This is a genomic window from Stakelama saccharophila, from assembly GCF_032229225.1.
Classification (GTDB): domain Bacteria; phylum Pseudomonadota; class Alphaproteobacteria; order Sphingomonadales; family Sphingomonadaceae; genus Sphingomonas; species Sphingomonas saccharophila.
Window position 1 is genome coordinate 475,175 of record NZ_CP135076.1, and the last position, 24,965, is coordinate 500,139.

The 24,965-nt window shown below is 66.4% G+C and carries 17 protein-coding genes; 12 read left to right on the forward strand and 5 right to left on the reverse strand.

Translation table 11 applies throughout. The features are described from left to right. Positions 1-6: 6 nt before the first annotated feature. The 3 genes from RPR59_RS02185 to RPR59_RS02195 are packed head-to-tail and all read right to left on the reverse strand — an operon-like array spanning position 7 to position 6,363. The gene (locus RPR59_RS02185) at positions 7-4,089 is read right to left on the reverse strand and encodes a glycosyl hydrolase (protein ID WP_313916214.1); all 4,083 of its coding nucleotides are present in this window, start codon (positions 4,087-4,089) and stop codon (positions 7-9) included. 13 nt (positions 4,090-4,102) lie between these two features. Further along, entirely contained in the window at positions 4,103-5,269 is a 1,167-nt protein-coding gene (locus RPR59_RS02190; RefSeq protein WP_313916216.1) for a CaiB/BaiF CoA transferase family protein, read from the reverse strand. Then, positions 5,266-6,363, reverse strand: coding sequence for an extracellular solute-binding protein (locus RPR59_RS02195; protein WP_313916217.1), 1,098 nt, complete (start codon positions 6,361-6,363; stop codon positions 5,266-5,268). Before RPR59_RS02195 ends, RPR59_RS02190 begins: the two co-directional genes overlap by 4 nt. Positions 6,364-6,481: 118 nt before the next feature. Here RPR59_RS02195 and RPR59_RS02200 point away from each other — a divergent pair, with 118 nt between their 5' ends. Genes RPR59_RS02200 through lldD form a run of 12 tightly spaced genes read left to right on the forward strand, consistent with a single transcriptional unit; the run spans position 6,482 to position 20,379 of the window. Further along, positions 6,482-7,675, forward strand: coding sequence for a CaiB/BaiF CoA transferase family protein (locus RPR59_RS02200; protein ID WP_313916219.1), 1,194 nt, complete (start codon positions 6,482-6,484; stop codon positions 7,673-7,675). Then, positions 7,672-8,124 carry a MaoC/PaaZ C-terminal domain-containing protein gene (locus tag RPR59_RS02205; RefSeq protein ID WP_313916221.1) on the forward strand — a complete coding sequence of 151 codons (453 nt, stop codon included), beginning with the start codon at positions 7,672-7,674 and terminating at the stop codon, positions 8,122-8,124. The genes RPR59_RS02200 and RPR59_RS02205 overlap by 4 nt, the downstream gene beginning before the upstream one ends. 3 nt (positions 8,125-8,127) lie before the next feature. Beyond that, on the forward strand, positions 8,128-9,135 hold the full coding sequence (locus tag RPR59_RS02210) for a sugar ABC transporter substrate-binding protein (protein WP_313916223.1): 1,008 nt from the start codon (positions 8,128-8,130) through the stop codon (positions 9,133-9,135). Continuing rightward, positions 9,117-10,643 (forward strand): sugar ABC transporter ATP-binding protein, encoded by a 1,527-nt coding sequence (locus RPR59_RS02215; protein WP_313916225.1) that lies wholly within the window; start codon positions 9,117-9,119, stop codon positions 10,641-10,643. The genes RPR59_RS02210 and RPR59_RS02215 overlap by 19 nt, the downstream gene beginning before the upstream one ends. Next, on the forward strand, positions 10,640-11,806 hold the full coding sequence (locus RPR59_RS02220; protein ID WP_313916227.1) for an ABC transporter permease: 1,167 nt from the start codon (positions 10,640-10,642) through the stop codon (positions 11,804-11,806). The genes RPR59_RS02215 and RPR59_RS02220 overlap by 4 nt, the downstream gene beginning before the upstream one ends. Continuing rightward, positions 11,803-12,993: an extracellular solute-binding protein gene (locus tag RPR59_RS02225; protein WP_313916230.1), complete on the forward strand. Its 1,191-nt coding sequence runs from the start codon at positions 11,803-11,805 to the stop codon at positions 12,991-12,993. Before RPR59_RS02220 ends, RPR59_RS02225 begins: the two co-directional genes overlap by 4 nt. Next, a complete protein-coding gene (locus tag RPR59_RS02230) occupies positions 12,990-14,045 on the forward strand; it encodes a Gfo/Idh/MocA family protein (protein ID WP_313916232.1) in 1,056 nt (351 codons plus the stop codon). Before RPR59_RS02225 ends, RPR59_RS02230 begins: the two co-directional genes overlap by 4 nt. Positions 14,046-14,057: 12 nt before the next feature. Then, positions 14,058-14,786: an SDR family oxidoreductase gene (locus tag RPR59_RS02235; protein ID WP_313916234.1), complete on the forward strand. Its 729-nt coding sequence runs from the start codon at positions 14,058-14,060 to the stop codon at positions 14,784-14,786. Beyond that, on the forward strand, positions 14,783-16,861 hold the full coding sequence (locus RPR59_RS02240; RefSeq protein WP_313916235.1) for a beta-galactosidase: 2,079 nt from the start codon (positions 14,783-14,785) through the stop codon (positions 16,859-16,861). The genes RPR59_RS02235 and RPR59_RS02240 overlap by 4 nt, the downstream gene beginning before the upstream one ends. Positions 16,862-16,863: 2 nt before the next feature. Next, positions 16,864-18,456, forward strand: a complete 1,593-nt coding sequence (locus RPR59_RS02245) for an alpha-L-fucosidase (RefSeq protein ID WP_313916237.1) — start codon at positions 16,864-16,866, stop codon at positions 18,454-18,456. Positions 18,457-18,466: 10 nt separating this feature from the next. Then, positions 18,467-19,237 carry an L-rhamnose 1-dehydrogenase Lra1 gene (lra1, locus tag RPR59_RS02250; protein ID WP_313916239.1) on the forward strand — a complete coding sequence of 257 codons (771 nt, stop codon included), beginning with the start codon at positions 18,467-18,469 and terminating at the stop codon, positions 19,235-19,237. Continuing rightward, positions 19,237-20,379, forward strand: a complete 1,143-nt coding sequence (lldD, locus tag RPR59_RS02255; RefSeq protein ID WP_313916241.1) for an FMN-dependent L-lactate dehydrogenase LldD — start codon at positions 19,237-19,239, stop codon at positions 20,377-20,379. Before lra1 ends, lldD begins: the two co-directional genes overlap by 1 nt. Positions 20,380-20,500: 121 nt before the next feature. Here lldD and RPR59_RS02260 read toward each other — a convergent pair whose 3' ends face one another. Continuing rightward, complete coding sequence (locus tag RPR59_RS02260; RefSeq protein WP_313916243.1) at positions 20,501-22,582, reverse strand: S9 family peptidase; 2,082 nt, start codon at positions 22,580-22,582, stop codon at positions 20,501-20,503. A 12-nt stretch (positions 22,583-22,594) separates the two neighbouring features. Next, the gene (locus RPR59_RS02265) at positions 22,595-24,853 is read right to left on the reverse strand and encodes a TonB-dependent receptor (protein WP_313916244.1); all 2,259 of its coding nucleotides are present in this window, start codon (positions 24,851-24,853) and stop codon (positions 22,595-22,597) included. Positions 24,854-24,965 lie beyond the last annotated feature (112 nt).

A 24,965-nucleotide genomic window follows, 5' to 3' on the forward strand; every position in this document is an offset into this window, starting at 1 on the left:
CGCCTTTCAGCGGATTGTCCTTTCCTGCGCGAAGACCAGCCGGACCGGCCCGAGCAGTCCTGAATCGAGCAGCGGGTCGTCGGCGGAGAAGAATTTCCACGGAGTGAAGGTCACGCGGCCATTGTCGGGCTTCGGTTCGCCCTCCCGATACCAGTCGGGAAGCTCGGTGATCTTTTGCGCCATCACATCGCCCGTCTTCTTGCCGTCGGCGTTGAACGTCTCGCCCACCGGCCATTCGCCATCGACATAGTTTCCGGCATCGGGATCCGGCTTCCGCGCGTCGCCGATCATGCGATTGGGCCAAAGCGTCGTCACCGCGACCGACACGGCATTGGCGCCGGCATGAACGGCATCGGTGATGTCGACGCGGTAGGGCTCCTTCCAGACCTGGCCCAGATCCTTGCCGTTCACCGTTACATCGGCCAGCACCTCGACCCGGCCAAGGTCCAGATAGACACGCCGCCCGCGTTGCAACGCCGCGGCGGGAACGTCGATATCGCGGCTATAGGTGGCGGTGCCGCTGAAATGGCGGATCGCCGGATCGGCATTGTGGCTGAGCGATTCCAGCTTGTTCAGCGTGACGGCGTCGGGCGCGCCGCGATCCCGTTCGAACGTCACCCGCCATGGACCGGAAACGACCTTCGGTGCGGGCACGTCGGCCGAGAAGCGGGATCCGTCGCTCAGCCGGTAATCGCCCGCCTGCCAGACGCGTGCGTGCACCGCGCCGTCGGCGTCGATGGTCAGGTCGGCCGGCGCCGCGCTGACCGGCGGCGGTGGCGGCCCCTTGGCCGCGAGCCTTGCGATTTCTCCGGCGCTCAGCGCCCGATCCTCGGTACGGATCGGACCGTTGTTGCCTTCGAAAAAATAGGTGAAGCCGGACCATGACGGCGCGTCACTGCCGCCGGCAAAGACCGTGCGTCCGCTCTTCAGCCCCGTCTTCGCCTTCTTGCCGTTGATGTACAGCGTTGGCGTGCCGTGGTCGTACACGACCGCGAAATGCGTCCATCCGCTGATCGGCTGGTGCGACACCAGCACGGCGGGGACGGTATCGGGCGAGACCCGCTCGATCACGAAGGCGCCGTTGCGCCCGACGGCCAGCCCGGCAACGGCCGTGCCCTCGCCATGTATGTCGCGGCCCGACCGGGCGGGGATCAGATAGTTCTTGCCGGTCTCGTTGATATGTCCCTCGGTGCCTTCCTGCGGCATCAGGCGCAGGTCAATATCGGGCTTCGCCCACACCGACAGGGTGAAGGTGTCGGACGGCGAGGCCGCCCTGGCCGGGGCCGCCGCCTTCGCATCAATGAAGCGTTCGCCGTCATGCGCCGCCCATTCGATCCGCTTTTCCGCCGGCTTGCGGAAGGTGACGAAGGTCGAGCCGACCGGAGACAGGGTGAAGGAAACGCGCGTGCGCCCGCCCTCCATGTCATACACCGCGGGCGAGCTGGTCGTGCCGGTTTCCGGGTCCCACAATTCGGGCGCCTTGCCCGCAACGCGAAAGTCGCAGGTCACCGTTTCATTGCGCCGCTGGCGATTGGCGACGAAATAGCTGTCGCCGTCGGCGAGTTCGCGGTGCAGCCAGACGACCTTTCCATCGGGAGAGGCGGTGTTGCAGATGGCATCGGGGCCGGCGCCGATATCCGACAGGACCGCGCCGATCTCGCCGTCGGCATAGACCCGGCCCTTGCCGACCTTTCGCATGGGGCCCTTGGCCGCCTCGCCCCAGAGCGCGGCGGTCGCCCGTTCGAACTGCGCATCGGCAGCCTCGCCGCCGCGCAACGTCGGCTGGTGCGCCGGCCTGGGGCCGAGCAGCACCATGCCCTTTTCTACCATGTCCCGCAGCCGCTTCGCCAGCGTCGGTGTCATCGATTCGAGCTTGTCCGGCAGGACCAGCATTCGGTACGAAGCCCCGTCGGGCAGCACGATGCGGCCGTTTTCGATCCGCGCGCGCTTCAACAGCACCTCGGCGTTGACGAGGTCGTATTTGTAGCCGCGCGGCATTTCGGGTTCGAGATAGGTGGCGAGCAGCGGACTGGTGTCGGGCGACACCTCGGGCCGGACATATTCCGCCTGGTTCGGGCTGTTCTCCCCGACGAAATACAGCACGTCCGCCACATAGCGGCCCTGGCGCAGCATGTACTGGCTGCGCGCGAGCGTATCGAGCCAGGGCCGGGCCTTTGAAAACCAGGTGTTGGTGCGATCCATATTCATGCCCCACGGCCCCATCGTCATGCCCGGCACGACATTGGGATTGGGCTGATGCGCGAAACGGTGGAAATAGATCTGGTTGAAGCCCTTGGCATACATCAGGTCACCCAGCGCCTTGAGCGCATAGGGATAGTCCGACCAGCGGCTGGTTTGTGCTTCACCGGTAAAGGCTTCGGCGGTGATCAGGTTCTTGCCGTACACATGGGCGGCGGAGGAGACCATCTTTACCGTGCGGTTGTCGGTCCAGGGGGTGCGCGTCCAGAATTCGGTCATCGGGACCTGCACCCGGCCCGCGACCTGAAGCTCGTCGAACGGGCCGGGGCCATAGGCTTCGACCATGAATTTCAGCCCCGCCGCATTGGCGCGCTTTTCCATCTCGCCATAATAATTGTCCGCCATCAACTCGGCGAGCGTGCGGCGGAAATCGAACAGGAATCGGTCGGATTGCTCGACATCGCCGACGATTCGCCCGGTCAGCGCGGGCAGCCATCTGGTTATCGCATAATCGTTACGCGCGGCGAAGTCGGCGGGCAGCTTCTTCGTCCAATTCTGCAGCCCGGCCTCGTAACTGTCGATTTCCAGCGTGTCGAACGCAGTGCCCGCGAGCGGGCCGGCGGCCTTCACCACCTTCGCCACGCTCTGGTCGAACTGGTAGTTCACGGCTTCGGCGTCGAGCTTGTCGACTTCCAGTCCGCGGCCCGAATCCGATGCCGCGACGTTGATCTTGCCGGTGGTGGTGTGGCCCATGCGAAGGATCGTCCAGCGACCCGCGGGCGCTCGCCAGTCGAGTCGGCCGGAGGCGTCGACCTTGTCGCTGATGTCGATCACCGTCGTGGGATCGATGGCATAGCGGGCCATCACATCGTCCGGGTGGTGTTCATCGCCCGTGCCGGCGTCGAAATCCTGTTCGGCCTTCACATCCCAGTCGGGGATGCGCGGCGTGGCGTAGAGCAGCGCCTCGGCCAGCCTTACCGGCGCGCTCGGCGTGATGCGGAAATATCGAGCGGTGCTTTCGTCGAAATTGGCCGTGCCGGGGCTTTCAATGCCGCGCTCCACGCCGACCGACACCCGGGCCACCGCGCGCCAGTTCCTGCCGTCGTCGGATGCCTCGACCGTGGCGGAAAAGGCGGGTGCCTCCTTTTCGGCATAGAGCGTGACGGCCTGCGCGCCGAACGGGCGCTTCATGGTGATGACGAGCGGCGCGTCCGGTCCGGCCTCGACGCTGCTGTGCAGGTCGCGATCGGTCAGCATGTTCTTGGCGAGCGGCGTGTCCCCTATGCGCATCTGCGCCACCTGATCGCGGTAGAAGCTTTCGTCCCCCTTCGAGGCGGGGAAGGCTATGATCGCCGAATCCTCGTAATAGTCCCGCTTGGCATAGGGGCGGGGGAGTTGGGCGCGAACGCGCTTGCCGCCGTCGACGGTGGTTTCCGTCCATACAAGCTGCTGCATCGACTGGGCGGGGCTGATCCACGGACCGCCGCTCGACGACCAGCCGGGTGCGTTCTGCATGCCCATGCGCAGGCCAAGCGAATCGGCCTTGCGCATCATGTGGGTCATCAGGTCCAGCCAGTGCGGCGACAGATAATCGACCGGTCCCTTCGGGATGTCGTTGCTGCCGTCGAAGACGAGCAGGCCGCCCAGCCCGGCATCGCGCATCGCCTCCAGGTCGGCGTCGATCCCCTCGCGGGTGACATTGCCGTTCATCCAGAAATACAGCGTGTCGGGGCGGGTGGCGTGCGGCGGTTGCCGGAAGTCCTGCACGTCGGGAGAGGATTGCGCCGCGTCCCCGGCATCCTGCGCGTGGAGCGCGGGCGGTGCGAAGTACAGCGCACATAATGCTACGCTGGCCGCCAAGCGGCGGACGGTCGTGCTCTTGCTCGGCATTGTTTCCTCTCCCCTAAATCTCTCGTCGATCGAGCGCGAACTCCGCCCGGATATCAGCGCCATGTTCGCCGACCGCGGGCGCTCCGCGTGCCCGGCCCGGCCGTTGCCCGTCCATCCGCCACGGCGCCCGCGTGGTGGCAACGCCGGCGCCGCCGCGCGTCACCCGTTGCAGCATGTCGAGCCTGCGAAACGCCTCGCTTTGCAGCAGCGCGGGCCAGTCGAGGACCGGGGCGCACCAGATGTCGTGCGCGCGCAGCCGTTCGAACCAGTGATCGGTCGTATCCTCCGCCAGCCGCTCGGCGATCGCGGCTTTGATCGCGTCGCGCCCCGCAAAGCCGCCGGACGCCGCGGCCTCGGGCGGAAACTGCAGGGCGAGCAGCGGCGCGAGCTTGTCGAGCGGCGTCATCGCGAGCGCGAGCCAGCCATCGGCGGTGCGATAGACCCCGTAAGGCGCACCCAGATAGGCGTGCGCATTGTTGTGCGCCGCGCGTTGCGGCAGGCGGCCCCCGTCGTTGAGATGGGTGGTCAGCACCTCGAACTGGAAATCGGTCATCGCCTCCAGCAGGCTTGTGGCGACGACGGCGCCCCGGCCGCTGCGTCCGCGCCGAACCAGCGCGGCGAGCAGCCCTTCGACCAGCACATGGCCCGCGAGCATGTCTGCGACCGAAAGGCCGGTCGGCACCGGCCCGTCACCGGCATCGCCGTTCAGCCACATCGCGCCCGACAATGCCTGGGTCAGGAGGTCCTGTCCCGGCAGGTCGGCCCACGGACCGTCCTCGCCATAGCCGGAGATCGATCCGACGATCAGCTCGGGATAGGTTTCGACCAAGGTTGCGGGACCGAAGCCGAGCCGGTCGGCGACGCCGGGGCGGAAATTCTGGATGACGATGTCGGCATGGCCGATCAGCCGCATCACCCGCGCATGGTCTGCGGGGTCCTTCAGATTGGCGGCGAGGCTTTCCTTGTTGCGGTTGATCGCGTGGAACAGCGTCGAATCCCCCGCGATATCGGTGTCGCTGAGATAGAGCGAACGGCAGATGTCGCCGCTGCCCGGCCGTTCGATCTTGATGACGCGCGCGCCCATGTCCGCCAGCCGGAGCGCCGCGGAAGGCCCCGACAGAAACTGCGCCATGTCGAGGACGAGCAGCCCCGAAAGCGGAAGGTCGAGGAATTCGGTCACAGGCTTTCCCGAAACCGGGTATTGAGCGCGGCGATGATCGAGGCCGGTTCCTCGCCCGCCTTCAGCCCCCGGTTGAGGCGTTCGGAGGCATCGTGCTGGAAACCCATATAGCCGTCATGGCGCGGGCGCAGCCAGGCACGATCCAGCGTTTTCCGGGTCGCGCGGTAGAAATCCGCCACCGGCGCGTTGACGCTGTCGGCCTCCCACGCATCGCCATGGGCGGGCTGACCGCCATGGGTGGCGAACAGGTCGCGCTGCACCGCGCCGCTCGCTACCCAGCGGGCGAAGTCGGCAGCGGCTTCCGGATCGTCCGCATATGCCGACACCGCGATGCCCGTGCCGCCAAGCGCGGAGCCGGACGGGCCGGTCGCGCCGATGGCGGGAATGTCGGCAAAGGCGATCCGGGTGTCGCGAAACCCGTCGGCGGCATAGCTGACATAGCCATAGACGAGGGGTGCGACTTCCAGCGCGGCGGCGGAATCGGCCATAGCCTCGAGCACCGCGATCGGGTCCATGGTGAACATCGCCGGATCCACCGCGGCGGAAAGCTCGGCGAGAAGCGCGGCGGCCTCTTCCGCCTGCGCGGGAAACAGGTCCGGCCCTTCGACGGTCAGCGGAATGCCCGAAAGCCCGCACAGGGTGAACAGGCTCATCAGCGAATGCGGCGGACGCAGCGGCAGGGCCAGCCCGCCCCGCTTCGCCAGGGCCGCGAGTTCGCCCCAGCCGGTGACGGGCGCATCGCGCCGCGCGGGAACCCATGCCTGGACCTGCGCCGCCGCGTCGATGGGAAGCGCCCATTGCCGCCCTTGCCAGAAATAGCTTTCGAACGATCCGCCCACGGATCCTTTCGCGATGGCGTCCAGTCCGTGGTCGAAGGGGAGCAGACACCCTTCCTTCGCCACCTGTCCGACATGAGGATGGTCGATCACGATCAGATCATAGGCGCGGGCGAGTTCGTCGACGGGATAGCTTTCGAAATCCTGAAGCGAACGGCGATCCCAGCGAATCGCCTGGCCGGTGCGCGCCTCCCACAGCCGCGACGCCGCCGCCAGCGGGTCATAGCCGCGCGAATGGTCCCATGTCATTCCGCGCATCGTCCGTCTCCCTCCTCCGTCGGGTGTGGCCCCGAAACCAGTTGACTCGGTCTAACCCGCCTCATAGCGTTTGTGAAGAAACATCATATAAGATGATTAATTGAGGAGGGGCGGCTCCGTGCCGACCGAAGCGAATAATGGCATAGGCGAACAGGCCGGCAAGCGTCCTTTGGATGGCCTGCTGGTTCTGGATTTCAGCCAGTTTCTGGCCGGGCCGTCCTGTGCGCTCAGGCTTGCCGATCTCGGCGCGCGCGTGGTGAAGATCGAGCGGCCGCAGGGCGGGGATTCCAGCCGCCGCCTCTATCTTGCCGATCTTGCCTTTGACGAAGACAGCGCGCTGTTCCACGCGATCAATCGCGGCAAGCAGAGCTTTACCGCCGACCTGAAGGACGCGGCCGACCTCGATGCGGTCAGGCGCCTCGTCGCGCGGGCCGATGTCCTCATCCACAATTTCCGCCCCGGCGTCATGGATCGGCTCGGCCTTGGCTGGGGCGCGGTGCAGGCGCTCAACCCGCGCCTCGTCTATGCAGGCGTCAGCGGTTACGGCCCGGACGGGCCGTGGCGCGACCGGCCGGGACAGGATCTGCTCGTCCAGTCGCTGTCCGGTATCGCCTGGCTGTCGGGCGATGGCGATGGCCCGCCGGTGCCCGCCGGGCTTTCCATAACCGACATGATGGCCGGCGCGCATCTGTGCCAGGGCATTCTTGCGCTGCTGGTGCGTCGCGGCGTGACGGGCGCGGGCGGACGTGCCGATGTCAGCCTGATGGAAACGGCGATCGACCTGCAGTTCGAGCATCTGTCGGTGCATCTCAACCGCGAAGAGCCGATGCCGGCGCGCAGCCAGGTGGCCAACGCGAACGTCTATCTCGCCGCGCCCTATGGCGTCTATCCCACCGCCGACGGATGGCTGGCGCTGGCGATGGCGCCGGTCGACCGGCTGGGCGAATTGCTCGGGATCGATGCGCTCGGCGATTTTCCGCCCGGTCGCTGGTTTGCCGAACGCGATGCGATCAAGGCGCTGATCCGCGACCGGCTGGCGGGCGAGGCCACGGCGCACTGGCTGGCATTGCTCGAACCCGCCGGGATATGGGCGGCGCCGGTGCTGGACTGGCCGGCCCTGCGCGCCGAGCCTGCTTTCGATGCGCTGCAAGCAACCCAGCCGGTGCGTTCGCCCGACGGCGCGGCGCTGACGCTGACGCGTTGCCCCATACGGATCGACGGCGAGATCCTCACCAGCGATCGCGCTGCGCCGCGCCTGGGCGCCGACCGAACTGCGATCGAGCGCGAACTTGATGAAGGAGCAGCGCCATGATCGCCGAGCAGTTTTTCGAGGAATATGAGATCGGATCGCGGCGCGAAAGCTTCGGCCGCACGATCACCGAGACCGATTTCGTCGTCCATGCCGGCCATACCGGCGATTACTTCCCGCATCATGTCGACGCCCAATGGTGCGCGACACAGGATATCGGTCAGCGCATCGCGCACGGCACGCTGATCTTCTCGGTCGGCATCGGGCTGACCGCCACCACGATCAACCCGCGCGCCATGTCCTATGGCTATGATCGGATGCGCTTCATCCGGCCGGTCCATATCGGCGACACCATCCGCACCATCACCACCATCGCCGAGAAGCGCGATCATCCCAAGCGGACCGGCCACGGCGTCGTCGTCGAAAAGGTCGATATCCAGAACCAGCGCGGCGAGACGGTGCTTGCCTGCGAGCATCTCTACCTCGTCGAACGGCGCGAGGCCGCCGGCTGACCCATGCGCCTGCGTCCCGTTCCCCTGTTGCTGACCGCTGCCGTGGCGCTGGTCGCCATCGCCTCGCTGGTCGCGCTGCGTCAGTCGGCGCGGGCGGCCTATGGCACGGCGGACGTGGCGGTCAGCGGCGCGGGCGGGCGCTATGGCCTGTCGACCGTGGGATTGAGCTATCCCTTCGCCGCCGCCATCGCCAAGGGCTTTCGCGCGGCGGCGGCGAAGGCGGATGCAACGGCGATCATCCTCGACGCGCAGGGCGACGTGCAGAAACAGGCCAATGATATCGACGACATGCTGGCGCAAAGGGTCGACGGCATTGCGGTGATGCCGCTCGATTCCGTCGTGGCGCAGGGCTGGGTCAAGCGCGCCGGCAAGGCCGGCGTGCCGATCGCGGCGGTCGCGGCACTGGTCGGGGACCCGAAGAGCCGCAGCGTCGAGAATGTCTATCCCGGCCTGGTCGCGCTCGCCTCCCAGGACGAGGTGGAGGCGGGCCGCAAGGCGGGCGAACTTGCCGCGCGGCTGTTGCCCGATGGGGAGATCGCGAACATCGCGATCATCGAGGGCGCTGCCGGCTTTCCCGAGGTGGAGCAGCGTGCCCGCGGTTTTCGCGCCGCGCTGGACGGTGCGGGCGCACGCTATCGCATTATCGCCTCGCAGCCCGGCAATTGGACCTCGGAAGGCGGCGAGGCTGCGTGTCAGAACATCCTGGCGGCGCATCCGGACATCGACCTTTTCTTCAACGAAGCCGACGACATGGTGATCGGGTGCGCCCGTGCGGTGCGTGCCGCCGGCGCCAATGCGCGACTGGTCGGTGTCGGCGGGTCGAAGCTCGCGGTCGCCTCGATCAAGGCGGGCGCGGTGGACGGCACCGTATGCTTCAAGCCGGAGGCGCTCGGCGCGCTCGTCTTCCGCGCGCTGCACGACGGGGAGGAGACCGCCGACGGTCGCTTCCTGACCTATCCGATTCCCGCGGTCACGCAGGCGAATGTCGGCGAATGCGTCGGGCAATGGTGACGGGCGATCCTCTCCTTGCCCTCGATGGCGTGGCGAAGACCTTTCCCAACGGCACGGTCGCGCTTGCCGGTGTCGACCTGGAACTGCGCACTGGAAGGGTGCACGGCCTGCTCGGCGCGAACGGCGCCGGCAAATCGACGCTGATCAAGATCCTGTCGGGCGCGCTTCCCGCAACCGGCGGCACGATCCGCTGGCACGGCGAGCCGGTGCGCTGGACCCGCCCGCGCCACCCGCGCGAGGCCGGGGTCGCCACCATCTATCAGCATATCCCGCTCGTCCCGACGCTGTCGGCGCTGGAGAACATCCTGCTCGACGAGCGCGGCGCATGGCGCGACCGGACGGCGGATCGCAAGCGGATCGGCGATATCGTCGCCGCGCTCGGCGACCCTTTCGATCTCGACGCGCCGGTGGCCGAGCTTCCGATCGGCGCACGGCAGATGGTCTCGATCGCGCAGGCGCTCGCCGGCGGCGCCGAACTGGTCGTGATGGACGAACCGACGGCCTCGCTGGCGGGGGATGAACGACAGACGGTGTACCGCACCATCCGCCGTCTCGCGCATGAGGAGGACAAGGCGATCCTGTTCGTATCGCACTTCCTCGACGAGATCATGGCGCTGACCGACGAGGTCACGGTGCTGCGCGACGGGCGGGCGGTGCTGCACGCCGAAACCGACACGCTGGACGAGGCGCGGATCGCCGAAGCCATTGCCGGCCGTGCGGTGGCAGCCATCGCGCGGCCTGATCGGGAGCGGAAGCTGGGCGAACCCCGGTTGAAGGTGCGCGCGCTGTCCTCGCCCGGAAAGCTCGCGCCCACCTCCTTTACGCTGCATGGCGGCGAAGTGCTCGGTATCGCGGGCGTGCTCGGCTCGGGACGAAGCGAGCTGATGCACGCGGTGTTCGGCAGCGACCCCGACGCGCGCGGCACGGTGTTGCTCGATGGCGCGGCGGTCGGGCGCTATCCCGACGAAGCGGTCGCGGCCGGCATTGCGCTGGTGCCGGAGGATCGCGCCGAACAGGGCTATGTCCCGCAATTCACGCTGGCCGAGAATATAGCGCTCGCCCGCGAAAGCCAGCATGGCGGCGCTTTCACCCACAGAAAGGCGGAGCGCGCCGCCGCCGAGGCGGCGATCGCGCGGTTGGCGATCAAGGCGCCGGGTCCCGATGCGCCGATCACCGAATTGTCGGGCGGCAATGCGCAAAAGGTGGTCGTCGCCAAATGGCTGACGGACGAAACGCGCGTGCTGCTGCTCGACGAACCGACCGCGGGCATCGATATCGGCGCGCGAACCGACATCCTGAGGCTGGTGCGCCGGCTTGCCGATGATGGCCTGCCGGTGATGCTCGTTTCTTCGGAATTCGAGGAACTGCTCGCGATCTGCGACCGCATCCTGGTGATGCGCGACGGCCGGGTCATCGCCGAGGCGGACCCGCAGGCGACCAGCGAAACCGATCTTACCCTGATGGCCGGCGGCACCAAGGATGCGGCCCCGGCGGGAGCAAGTGCATGAGTGCGAAGACCGACTGGCGCCGAACCTTCGGCCTGCGCGAGGCTGGGGTATATTATGCGCTGCTGATCCTGCTGTTCGTGCTCGCCGCGATTGGCTCGTCGCGCGGGCTGCCGCCCTATCTGAGCGCGGAGAATCTCGGCAATATCGCCTATCAGGCATCGCTGATCGGCATCATGGGCGTCGCCATGACGGTGATGCTGATCACCGGTGCGTTCGACCTGTCGGTGGCGTCGGTGGCGGCGCTGGCCGCGGCGGTATTGGTCGGGCTGGCCGGTTCGATCGGCTTCGTCCCCGCCGCGCTCGCCGCATTGTGCACGGCGGCGGCGGTCGGCCTCATCAACGGCGCCATCGTTCAGTTCGTCGGGATCAACGCCTTCATCGTCACGCTCGGCACGCTGACGGCGGTGCGCGGGCTGGTGCTGATCCTCACCGGCGGGCGCTCGCTGATGGTCGAGAATCCGGACGTGCTGGCGCATATGCTCGCCTTCGAAAGCACGCGCGTGCCGCTGTTCTGGCCGGCGCTGGCCATCGCCGTCGCGGTGGTCGGGACCGGCATCATGCGCCGCAGACCGCTGCCGATCGCTGCGGGGCTTGCCGTTGGCGCGCTTGCGCTGCTCGCCGGGCCGGGCGTGGCGGTGGCCGCGCCGGTCGTCTATCTTGCGATCTTCACCCTCGTCATGTGGGCGGTGCTGCGCTTCACCGTGATCGGCCGCCGCCTCTATGCCGTGGGCGGCAATGCCGAGGCCGCGCGGCTGTCGGGCGTCAACGTGCACGCCTACAAGCTGGCGGCGTTCGTGCTGTCGAGCGTGGCGGCGGGTTTTGCCGGCGTGCTGTTCGGGTGCCGGCTGGGCGCGATCAATCCCACCGCGCTTCAGGGCAGCGAGCTTACCGTCATCGCCGCCGCCATTCTGGGCGGCACCTCGCTGTTCGGCGGTGCCGGCAGCGTGGTGAAGACCGTGGTCGGCGCGCTTTTGCTCTTCACCCTAACCAACGGGTTCAACGTCCTCAATCTCGGCGCCAATTATCAGGGGCTGATCGAAGGCGTCGTGGTCGTCGCCGCGGCCGCGATCTACACGGTCGGCGGCAATCGTCGCCGCGTGCGCAGACCGGTCGCCGACACCGCACCCGAAGCGCCCCCGGTTTCCGAAGGAGCGCCCGCATGACCCGCCCGCGTCTGAAGATCGCGGTTCGCCGGTTCGAACCCTTCGAACGCGCCATCGCCAAGCAGTTCGACCATTTCTGCCGCACTACCGGTTGCGAGGCGGAACTGGAGGCGCAGGCGATGGACCTCAACGCGCTGCACGATGCGATCATCGGGTCGGGCGGGCTGGGCGACGGTAGCTGGGACATCGCCTTCATGGCGACCGACTGGCTGGCCGAAGCACAGGCGGCGGGACTGCTGGAAGATTTGACCCCGCACATGGCGCGTGCGGCAGTGCCCGATTTCCCGCACGGATGGAGCCCTTCGCTTACCGGGCTTCAGGGCTTTGCCGGCGGTTATTGGGGGCTACCCTATCATGACGGTCCCGAATGCCTTGTCTATCGCACCGACCTGCTCGCCGAAGCGGGGATCGCGGTGCCCGCCGACTGGGACGCGTTCCACGAGGCCGCGCGCAGGCTGCACGCGCCGGAACAGGGCCGTTACGGCACCGTGCTCGCGCTCTATCCCGACGGGCATAACGGCTTCTACGATTTCTGCATCCATATCTGGTCGCGCGGCGGCGAGGTGTTCGACCGCAACGGCCGCCCCGATTTCACGTCCGCGCAGGCCCGTGCCGCGCTGGATTTCATCCGCGGCCTCGCTGCCGATACCGGCGCGATGGTGCCCGATCCGCGTGCGCTGGACAGCGTGCAATCGGGTCTTCTGTTCGCCGAAGGCAAGGTGGCGATGATGGCCAACTGGTTCGGCTTCGCCGCCTATGGCGACACCGCGCCGGACAGCAAGGTGAAGGGCAAGGTGGACGTTGCGCCGTTGCCCGCCGGTCCGGGCGGGCGCAGCGTCTCGCTCAACGTCTTCTGGGTGCTGGCGATGGGCAGCGGCGCGGCCGACAAGCCGCTCGCCTGGGATTTCATGCGCCACTGCGCGCGCGCCGACATGGACCTGATCACGACGAGAGAGGGCGCCATCGGAACGCGCAAGTCGACCTGGGCCGACAAGGGGGTCAATGCGGAAATCCCCTATTATCACCGGCTCGACTGGTTGCACGAACATGCCCGCGAACTGCCGCTGACGCCGAAGCTCGCGGCGATTTCGCACATCGTCGACGATCTACTCACCAAGGCGACGACCGGCGAGGCATCGACGGCGGACCTGCTTGCCGAGGCGCAGGTCCGGGCGGAGGCGCTATGATCGCCGCGCAGCTTCAGCAACATTGGCCGATGCCGGCCGCGCCGCGGCCGATCGTCATCATCGGCACCGGCGGAATCGTGAAGGACGCGCACCTGCCCGCCTATCGCAAGGCAGGGTTCACGGTGGCGGGTCTGTTCGATCGCGACCGGGAACGCGCACAGGCGCTGGCGGACGAATGGCGCGTGCCCAGGGTCTTCGCCTCGATCGAGGAAGCGGCGGATCAGGAGGCGGTGTTCGACATTGCCGCTCCTCCGGTGGCCCATGCCGACATCCTGCGCGCGCTGCCCGGCGGCGCGAACGTGCTCCTGCAAAAGCCGATGGGCCTGAACCTCGAACAGGCGACGCGAATCCGCGACGCGGTGCACGAAGGCGGGCTGACCGCGGCGGTCAATTTCCAGCTTCGCTATTCGGCGATGATGCTGGGCATCGCCGACGCCATCCGGCAGGGGCGGCTGGGCGAACTGGTCGAGATCGAGGTGCATATCAACCTCGTCACGCCCTGGCACCTGTTCCCGCATCTGAAGGCCAATCCGCGCGTAGAGATCGTATCGCATTCGATCCATTATCTCGACACGATCCGCGCGCTGGCGGGCGATCCGACGGCAGCGCTCGCGCGCAGCTTCTCACACCCGTCAAGCGAACTGACCGATACGCGTACTTCGATCATCCTCGATTACGACAGGCCGCTTCGCGTCACCTTGTCGATCAACCACCATCATGATTTCGGCCGCAAGTTCCAGGACGCCAGCTTCCGCGTCGAGGGAACGGAGGGCGCGGCGATGGCGAAACTGGGCGTGCTGCTCGACTATCCGGCCGGCGAACCCGACGAATTGTGGCTCGCGCCGCGCGGCGGCCCCTGGGAACAGGTGCCGCTTTCGGGGGCGTGGTTCCCCGACGCCTTTATCGGCCCGATGGCCAATCTGCAGCGCTTTGCCGGTGGTGAGGACGACCGCCTCGCCACACATGTCGACGACGCCTGGCGCACGATGGCGTTGGTCGAGTCTTGCTACCGGGCGAACCGACAAGCCGGCACCCCCGTGCCGGCCGAATGACAGGGGATTCAAGTGACCGACCTTAGCGGAAAGACAGCATTCGTGACCGCCGCAGCGCAGGGCATCGGCCGTGCATCGGTACTCGCGCTCGCCGCCGCAGGCGCGCGGGTCGTCGCCACCGACATCAACCCGGACGCGCTTGCCGGGCTCAAGGGCGACGGCATCGAGACGCGCCGGCTCGACGTGCTCGATGCCGACGCCATAGACCGTTGCATTGCCGAGACCGGCCCCGTCGACATCCTCTTCAACTGCGCGGGCGTGGTGCATGGCGGCACTATCCTGGAGGCGAGCGACGAGGATCTCGACTTCGCCTATGCGCTCAACGTGAAGGCGATGGTGCGCATGTGTCGCGCGGTGCTGCCGGCGATGATCGAAAAGGGCGACGGCGCGATCGTCAACATGGCTTCGGTCGCGTCCAGCGCGAGGGGCGTGCCCAACCGCTTCGTCTATGGCACCACCAAGGCTGCGGTGGTGGGCCTGACCAAGGCGCTGGCTGCCGATCATGTGGCGCAGGGTGTGCGCTGCAATTGCATCTGTCCCGGAACGGTCGAAACACCCTCGCTCAGGGAGCGGCTGTCCGCGCAGGGCGATTACGAGGCGACCCGCGCCGCATTCGTCGCGCGCCAGCCGATCGGCCGGATCGGCACGCCGGAAGAGATCGCCGACCTCGTCGTCTATCTGGCGGGGGCGACCTACACGACCGGTCAGGCGATCAATATCGACGGAGGCTGGACGATATGAAGCGCACGCTCCTGTTCGCGCCGTTGCTCGCGCTGGCGGCGCCGATGCCCGCACTGGCCGGTGCGGCCCCACCCGTCGCAACCCATGAAGCGGCACCGGATGTCCAGTTTTCGCGCCTCTGGCTCGGCTCCGCCTGGTATCCCGAACAATGGCCGGAGGAGCGCTGGGCCGACGATCTGCGGCTGATGAAGGGGCACGGCGCGAATGTCGTCCGCATCGGCGAATTCGCGTGGAGCCGGATGGAACCGCGCGAGGGCGAATATGACATGTCCTGGCTGGTCCGCGCGGTGCGGCTGGCCGCGAAATACGACATCAAGGTCGTGATCGGCACGCCGACCGACACCCCGCCGGCATGGATGAGCCAGAAATATCCCGATATCCTGCGCGTCACCAGCGACGGGGACCGGGTGGGGCATGGCGGGCGCCGGCAATTCTCGATCTCCAGTCCGCGCTATCGCCAATTCTGCCGCGACATCGTCTCGCGCATGGTGAAGGCGCTGGGGCACGAACCCAACGTCATCGGATGGCAGATCGGCAACGAATATACCGAGGAAAGCTACGGCCCCGCCGCACGCCAGGCATGGCATGACTGGCTGAAGGCGAAATACGGGACGCTCGATCGGCTGAACGAGGTATGGACGACCGCATACTGGTCGCAGACCTATACCGCCTGGGACCAGGTGCCGTTCAACGACGACAAGAACAATCCCGGCCTGATGCTGGACCTGAAGCGGTTCATCACCGGCCAGTGGGTCGATTTTCAGAAGAACCAGCTCGACGTGATCCGTGCCGGCGCCGATTCCGATCAGTTCATCACGACCAATCTCGGCGGGCTGGGCTGGGCCAATCGGTTCGACCGCTATGCCATCAACCGCGACTTGGATTTCGCATCCTGGGACGATTATGTCGGCCAGGGGCATCTGAAACCCTATCGCAACGGCGCGACGCACGATCTGGTGCGCGGGTGGAAGCGCAAGAATTTCTGGGTGATGGAAACGCAGCCCGGTTTCGTGAACTGGGCGCCGGTCAGCAACATCCTGCATCCCGGCGAAACCCGCGCCATGGCGTGGCAGGCGGTCGGCCACGGGGCCGATGGCGTGCTCTACTGGCAGTGGCGCAATGCGCTCAACGGGCAGGAGACGATGCACGGTTCCGTGATCGGGCCGGGCGGCGAGCCGCTGCCCATCTATGACGAGATCAAGCGGATCGGCGAGGATTTCGCCAAGACGTCCGACGCGCTCGCCGGGACCGGGCCGGTTTCGCCGGTCGCGATCCTGCAGGACTATGACAGCCGCTGGGCGATCGATTTCCAGAAGCACCACAAGGATTACGACCAGATCGAGGTGCTGCTCGATTATTATCGGCCGCTGAAGGACGAATTGGGCGCAGTCGACATTGTCGAGGCGGCGGGGCCGCTCGACAAATACAAGCTGGTGGTCGCACCCGACCTGAACATCATCACCGATGCGATGGCGAAGCACCTGGCCGGTTATGTGCGCGGCGGGGGGCATCTGATCCTGGGGCCGCGCTCGGGACTGAAGGACGCGTTCAACCGCCTGCACCTCCAGCGGCAACCGGGGCCGCTTGCCGACCTGCTCGGCGGACGCGTCGAACAATTCTACGCCCTCGACGAACCGGTCGCGGTTGGTGGCGGCGAGGCGAAGATCTGGGCGGAAGACCTGTCGGTAAAGACGCCCGGCGCGAAGGTGCTGCTGCGCTACGGCAAGGCGAATGGCTGGATCGACGGCCATCCCGCCGCGATCGAGCGCAAGGTGGGCAAGGGCTCGATCACCTATGTCGGCGCGCTGATCGACGACACGCTGATGGCGTCGCTGATGGGCAAGGCGATGGACGAGGCCGGGGTGCGGCCCGATTTCGCGGTGCCCGACGATGTCGAACTGATGACCCGCCGGGGCGAGGGGCGGCGCATCGTCATCCTGATCAATCATGGACGGGACGCGCGCAGCGTCTCCCTGCCCGCGTCGATGCGCGACCTGCTGAACGGCGGCGATGTTTCGGCGGTGCAACTGGAGCCGGAGGGCGTCGCCGTCCTCGAACGGCCGGAGGGGAAATGACAATGAAGCTCAAAATGGTTCTGCTCGCCGCGCTGGCGGGCCCGGTCTGCATGCCTGCTCTGGCGCAGGACGCGGCCGAGAAATACCCGATGGACTTTCAGGCGGCCCCCGTAGAACGACAACTCGACCAGGTGGAGCGCGGCATCGAAAGCGGCCCGTACAAGGCCGACTGGCACGCGCTCAAGGCATTCCAGGTTCCCGAATGGTTCCGCGACGCGAAGTTCGGCATCTTCATCCATTGGGGCGTGTACTCGGTCCCCGCCTTCGCGAACGAATGGTATTCACGCAACATGTATGAGCCGCACAACGCGGCCTATACCTATCACCGCAACGTCTACGGCCCGCAGTCCGAATTCGGGTACAAGGATTTCATCCCGAAGTTCACCGCGGAAAAGTTCGACGCCGCACGCTGGATTTCGCTGTTCCAGCAGGCAGGCGCCAAATATGTCATCCCCGTCGCCGAACATTGCGACGGCTTCGCCATGTACGACAGCGACATGACGCGCTGGGACGTCACCGAGATGGGGCCGAAGCGCGACACTGCCGGCGAACTGATGCGCGCGGCGCGAAAGGCGGGCATGCATTTCGGGTTGTCGTCCCACCGGGCGGAGCATTGGTGGTGGTACGGCGTCGGGCGCGGCTATGACAGCGACGTCAACGATCCGCGCTATGCCGGCCTCTACGGCCCGGCGGCGCCGCGAGCGCTTCCAGCCGATCCGAAGGGCAGCGTTCCCGATCCCAGCCACCTGGAAAACTGGTTCCCGCCGGACCAGCAATTCCTAGACGACTGGCTGGCGCGCACGACAGAGATCGTCGACAAGTACAAGCCGGAGATGATCTATCTCGACTGGTGGACGAGCGCTCCGGCTTTCGAACCGGACATGCGAAAGTTCGCCGCTTATTATTATAACAGCGCGAAGAAGAACGGCTATCGCCCCGCCATCGCCTATAAGGGGGATCAATTCGAAAGCGGCACCGCGCTGTTCGATATCGAGCGGGGCAAGCTCGACACGCTGCGACTCGAGCCGTGGCAGACCGATACCTCGGTTTCGATCCATAGCTGGGGCTATGCCCAGGACGATGAATATCGCACCGCCAGGTCGCTGACCCAGGATCTGGTCGATGTCGTGTCCAAGAACGGCAACCTGCTGCTCAATATCGGGCCGAAGGCCGACGGCACCATCCCGGCGGACATCCGTGACGTGCTGCTGGGCATGGGCGCATGGCTGAAGGTCAATGGCGAGGCCATTTACGGCTCGCGCCCGTGGAAATATTTCGGCGAAGGGCCGACCACGAGCGAAACCGGACAGAAGAGCGAAAATCCCAACAAGAGCTGGACACCCGCCGACATCCGCTTCACCACCAGAGGCGACACGCTCTACGCCATCGGCATGGAGCGCCCGGCGAACGGCAATGCGCTCATCAAGACGCTATATGCCGGATCGCCTTATCTGACGAAGCCGATCGCCAGCGTCGAATTGCTGGGCGGCGGCGCGCTCAAATGGAAACAGACCGGCAAGGGCCTGGAAGTGGCGCTGCCGGACGGAGCGGGCGTCGACATGCCCTACACGCTGCGCATCAGGTTCAAGGGGTGAGGATTCGAAAGTGACCGGATTGCTGGAAGGAAAGCGGGTCTGCGTGACCGGTGCATCGGCGGGTATCGGCCGGGCCGTGGCGATCGGCTGCGCCCGGCACGGCGCCGATGTCGCGGTCAATTTCGGCAGCGACCGGCAGGGCGCCGATTCGGCCGTGGCGGAGATAGAGGCGCTTGGCCGCAAGGGCGTCGCCATTCAGGGCGATGTCGCCGAACCGGAAAGCGCAACGCGCTTCATTGACGGCGCGGTGGCGGAACTGGGCGGCGTCGACATATTCGTCAACAATGCCGGCATCTGCCCCTTCCACTCGTTCCTCGATATGCCGACCGAAGTGTTCGAGCGCACCATGCGCGTCAATATGCACGGCGCCTATTTCATGGTGCAGGCGGCGGCGAACCAGATGGTGAAGCAGGGCGACGGCGGGTCGATCATCGCCATGTCCTCGATCTCCGCGCTGGTCGGCGGGGAATTCCAGACGCACTATACGCCGACCAAGGCGGGCGTGCTGTCGCTGATGCAGTCGACCGCCGTCGCGCTGGGCAAGCACGGCATCCGCTGCAACGCGCTGCTGCCGGGCACGATCCTGACCGATATCAACAAGGACGATCTCGCCGACGGGGAGAAGCGCGAATATATGGAGCGCCGCGTGCCGCTCGGCCGACTGGGCCGGCCGGAGGACATGGTGGGTCCGACGGTCTTCCTCGCCTCCGACGAACTGGCCGGCTATGTCACCGGCGCCGCGTTGCTCGTCGACGGCGGCATGTTCGTGAACCTGCAATAATGGCGAAGGCAGCTTCCGCGCTCGATTACCGCGAACTGGCGCGGCGGCGCCTGCCGCACTTCCTGTTCGAATATATCGACGGCGGTTCCTATGCCGAGGTCACGCTGAAGCGCAACGTCGCCGACCTCGAACGCGTCGCGCTGCGCCAACGGGTGCTGAACGATGTTTCCTCGCTCGACCTGTCGACCGAGTTGTTCGGGCAGAAGCTGGCGCTGCCCATTGCACTGGCACCGGTGGGCCTTGCCGGCATGAACGCCCGGCGCGGCGAGGTACAGGCGGCGCGCGCGGCGGAGAAGGCGGGCATTCCCTTTTGCCTCTCGACCGTTTCCGCCTGTCCCCTGGACGAAGTCGCCCAGGGGACAACCAAACCCTTCTGGTTCCAGCTCTATATGATTCGCGACCGCGGTTTCATGCGCGAGCTTCTGGCGAAGGCACGCGGACTCGGCTGCAACGCGCTGGTTTTCACGGTTGACATGCCGGTGCCGGGGACGCGCTATCGTGATTATCGTTCGGGGCTGGCCGGCGCGTCGGGCATGACGGGCGGGCTGCGCCGGTTCGCCCAAGCGCTGACGAAGCCGCAATGGGCATGGAATGTCGGCATCCGTGGCCGGCCCCACGAACTGGGCAACGTCGCGCCCGTTCTGGGCAAGGATACGGGGCTGGAAGATTTCTTCGCCTGGATGCGAGACAATTTCGACCCTTCGATCAACTGGAGCGATCTAGAATTCATCCGGTCCGAATGGCACGGGCCGCTGCTCATCAAGGGCATCCTTGATGCAGAGGACGCGCGCGAGGTGGTGAAGCTGGGCGCCGACGGGATCATCGTGTCGAACCATGGCGGGCGCCAGCTCGACGGCGTGCCTTCCACGGCGAGCGCGCTCCCGGCGATTGCGGACGCAGTCGGCGACGATCTGATGGTAATGGCCGATGGCGGTATCCGCTCGGGTCTCGACGTGGTCCGGATGCTGGCGCTGGGCGCAAAATCGGTGATGCTGGGCCGTGCCTGGGTCTATGCGCTTGCCGCGCGGGGCGAGGCGGGAGTCGCCCACGTCCTGCAGCTTATGGAAGCGGAAATGCGCGTCGCGATGGCGCTGACTTCCAGGACGAGCATCGCGCAGATCGACCGTTCGATGCTCGTTTGACGATCCGGCGCCCCGGCCCGGTGCCGATCCTCCGGGTTTGCCGCATCGCAGACACGTCGCCGCCCGTGCCAGAGCGTGCGACCATGGTCGACCGCCGGTAGCCGCGGGTAGCCGCCCGGTTCTACAGATGCGCGTCGAACCAGGCGAGGACGCGGCGCTGAACATCCTTCTGGTGCGCCGGTTCGTGCAGCCAATGCGGCTCGCCGGGATAGGTCACCATCTCAGCCTCCTTGCCCAGCATTTTCAGCCCGCGATAGAATTCCAGGCCCAGTGTAGGCGGCACGCGCGCATCCGCGCCGCCGTGCAGGACCAGCACCGGTGTCTCAATGTCTTCGTTCAGCATCCGGGCCGGCGAGCTTCGGTCGTAATCGGCCATGTGCGTCGTCACGTCGCCATAATAGCCGAGCGGGAAGTCGGGCGTGTCGGTGATCCGCGCGAACGGCACCAGGTCGACCGGCCCGGCGCCGACGACTGCCGCCTTGAAGCGGTTGCCATGGGTGACGGCCCAGGCCGACAGGAAGCCGCCATAGCTCCAGCCGCCGATGCCGAGCCGGTCGGGATCGGCGATCTTTTGATCGACCAGGTAATCGAGCCCGTCCATCACGTCCTGATAGTCCATGCCGCCCCAGTCGTTGCCGACGGCGCGGGCGAAGTCGACGCCCTGCCCGTCCGAACCGCGCGGATTGGGCAGAAACACCACATAGCCGTGGCTCGCCAGCATCTGCGCCCATTCGTGCCAGCTTCCCAGCCAGCCGGCCCACCACGCCCATTCCGGGCCGCCGTGGATCTGCACCACCGTCCTGGTCGGCGAGCCCGGCGTATAGCCCGGCGGCGTCACCAGCACGCCGTAGATGGTCTTGCCGTCCTTGTGGTTTCTCCAGTGGATTTGCCGGACCTTGCCGAGTTTCCAGTCGGCGACTTGGCGGTTGAGACGGGTGATCGGCCGCGCCTTGCCATGGTCGATCGCCCAGACATCGGTCGGCCGCGCCGGACTGGAAAGCTGGGCGACCATGGTGTCGCCGTCGGCGTCGATGTCGAAATCCGAGGATTCGCCATCCAGCGCCGTGATCGTCGCGACGGCGCCCGTGGCCGGGTCGATGCGCACGACCTTGGACCGCGTCTTCTCGAAGGACAGGGCGAGCAGGGAGTCGCCGCCCGCCGACCAGCGCAGCTTGGTGAGCAGGCCGGGATGATCGTCCGCGAGTTTCGTCAGCGTGTCCGATGCGAGATCATAGACCCGTGGCGCCAGGCTGATGAAGCCCGGCAACAGGATCGCCTCGCCCGCGATCCGCTTGCCGTCCGGGGACCAAAACGGGCCTTCGGCCGCATGCTCCAGGATCGTCTTGCCGACTTTGCCCGTGGCGGGATCGAACAGGACGATACGGCTGTGATAGAAATAGGCATTGATGTCGGGCCTGTCGTTCACGCGCAGCGCCATGCGCCTGCCGTCCGGCGACCAGTCCACCGCGCTGACATTCAGCCCGGCGGGTGACACGCGCCGCGCGCTACGCTTCGCCAGATCGTAAATCCACAGGCGGTTGAAATGACGCGAATGATCGCGCTCGATCCAATCCTCGCCGCGTGCCCTGGCCTGTTTCTCTTCCGGTGCCTGCGGATCGGTGCTGAGAAAGGCGATATGCTTGCCGTCGGGCGACCAGACAATGTCCGTGACATCGGCCGACATGGCCGTGAGCGGGACCGCCCCGCCGCCATTCGCCGGCATCAGCCATAGCTGTTTCGATCCGTCCTGCTCGCCGGACGACGATTTGCCCGGCGGCGTGCCCGCGACCGGCGGACCGGGGGCATCTGTCGTCTCCGTGATAAAGGATATGCCGCTCTCGCCGCCGCCGAGCAGCGGGTTGTCGCGGTTCGAGAGAAAGGCGATCCACCTGCCGTCGGGCGACCAGCGCGGCGTGTTGTCGATGCCGGCCGAGACGATGAAGGGCCGGGCGTCGCTGCTGCCGTCGCTGGGCACCGCCCAGATATTCTGGTGCGGCGGGGAAAAGGTCGCCATCTGCCGCTGAACGGTAAACAGCACCGTGTCGCCGTCCGGCGACAGCGCGACATCGCGCATGTCGTCCAGCTTCATAATATCCGACGGCGCGATCGCGCCGCCCTCGTTCGCCGGTTGCGCGGTGGCTGCCGGCGATGCGAGGGCGAGGAGGACGGCGAGGCCCAGGCGGGGAATGATGCCGGTCGTCATGTCGTCCTCCGCTTACAGATGCCAGTCGATGCGTAATCCATAGGTGCGTGGCCGTATGATCGATCCGGCCGGCGTCGCCTGCGAGGTGAAGGGCGCGTTGAGGATGCCGTATTCGTCGAAGACATTCTCGACATAGCCCATCAGGCGGAACCGGTCCGTCAGGTCGATGGAGGCGCGCAGGTCGAACACGTTGAAACCGCCGCGCATGTTGGGATTGCCGAACGCGACCGGCGCCTTCGACAGATAGCGGTGCGCGACCGCGAAGGTCGGCTCGCGCGGCATGTCGTGCAGGTCGAGCGTGAGGTTGTTCGACACCGACCAACTCGACGAACCCGGCAGCGGCGTGCCCGCCGGATAGCCCGGACCGTAATTGTCGGGCAGGCGGTCGGTCAGCGCCGCGTCCTGATAGGTCGCGTTGGAACTGAAGGTCAGGTCGCGTGTGATATCAAGTGTGCCGGAGAATTCGACGCCGGCGATATTCGCGCTGCCGGCATTGGTGACATAGGAGAAATAGGACGGCGCCGGGCCGAACAGCCGGGCCTGGATGTCCTTCCAGTCGATGTTGAACACCGTCGCGTCGATATGCAGCCGCTGCTCGAAGGCGGAGAATTTCACGCCCGCCTCGTAATTGTCGACCGTATCGCTGTCATAGCCCGGCTCGATCGAGGGAAGCAGCCCGGCATTGGGATTGATGCCGCCGACGCGATAGCCCTTGGAATAGGTCATATACGCCATGAAAGTGTCGGTCGGGCGGAAGGCCAGCGTGACCTTCGGCGTGAAGCCGTTCTCGGTCTGGCTGAGGCTGCCGCTGCTGTCCGCCGGCGTGAAGTCGCCGGGGCCGAGCGCGCCGGCCTGGTTGACCACGTCGCCGGCGGCCTTGGTGTCGTAATAGCGCCCGCCAACGGTGATCTCGAACGCCGGCACCGGCTTGAATGAAACTTCGCCGAAGATGCCGAGATCCTCGTTCAGCAGGTCGGAGACATAGCCGTAGAGGCGGTCGTCCGGCGCCAGTTGCGAGCCAGGATAGCCGCCGAAATCGCCCGGATGCGCGTCAATATAGTCGGACGCGCCGTTCTGGAGGATACGGTCATAGCTGTATTTGGTGGAATGCATGTAGCTGGCGCCGATCAGCCAGGTGACGGGACCGTCATCGGCAGACGCCAGCCGCGCCTCGATGGTCTTGATATTGGCGTGGGCGTTGCCCAGCGAATAGGCCGCGTCGTCGCCCGTCACATTGCCGGTCACATAGGGCGTGGGATAGGACAGGACGGTGGTGTTGTGCTTCTCGTCCACCGAGCCCAGTACGGTCAGCGTGGCGAAGCCCATCTCCTGATCGAGCCTGAGGCTGTTCAGCCAGAAATCCGTCGTCTGCGTCTCGGCACGCGGCAGATCGCGGATATAGGGATTGTCGAGATCGAGATAGGTCTGATCGTCGAGATCGGTATCCTGATAGGCCGAGAGATAGGTGATCTTCGTCCCATAGACCGGCGTGAATACGATCGAGCCGCGCAGGCCGCGTGTGCGGAAATCGTTGCTGCCCTTCTCGTCGATGCCGGGATTGTCGAGATAGCCTGCATCGACGCGCTGCAGCGCCATCAGGCGCACCGCCAGCCTGTCCTGGAGGATCGGCAGGTTGACCATCGCCTTGGCGGCATAGTTCAGGTCGCCGCTGGCATTCTTGGTGCTGCCGACCGATCCTTCGGCCGCGGCGTCGATCTTGGAAGGATCGGCGGTATTGACGACATAGTTGACCAGACCGCCCAGGGTGGACGATCCGAACAGCGTGCCCTGCGGCCCGCGCAGCACCTCGACCCGCTTCAGGTCGAACGTGTCGACATCGGGCAGGGCAATGGGAAAGCCCGGTTCTTCGAGCGGGATTTCGTTCAGATAATAGCCGACCGTGGTCTGGCCCTGCTCGTGATAGGTCGTCGCCGAAACGCCGCGGATCACGACCTCGGAAATGCCGGGTTGGTAATCGTTGAACACGACGCCGGGCAGGCGATTGATATAGTCCGACAGGCTGTTGGCGTTGGCCGCCGCCAGATCCTCGCCGCTCACCGCGCTGATCGGCAGCGCGACCTGGCTCAGCGCCTCCTCGCGCTTGGTCGCGGTGACGATGATATCCTTGCTGCCCAGCGAACCGGTCGCCTGCTGGTCGTCCTGCCGCTGCGGCTGCTCGCCATCCTCCTGCGCAAGCGCCGGGGCGGCAGACAGCAAGCCGGCCGCCAGGGCGAGAAAGGCAGTGGTCGTCCGAAGTCGAAATGTGCGCATGGTCTGGCCCCCTTTTATCCGCGCAGCCACTGGGCCACGCTTGGATTCACTCGGTCTTTCCGACGGCGCCGCTTCCCGGCGCCACGCCGTGCCGAATCCGGCACGGGCGCTC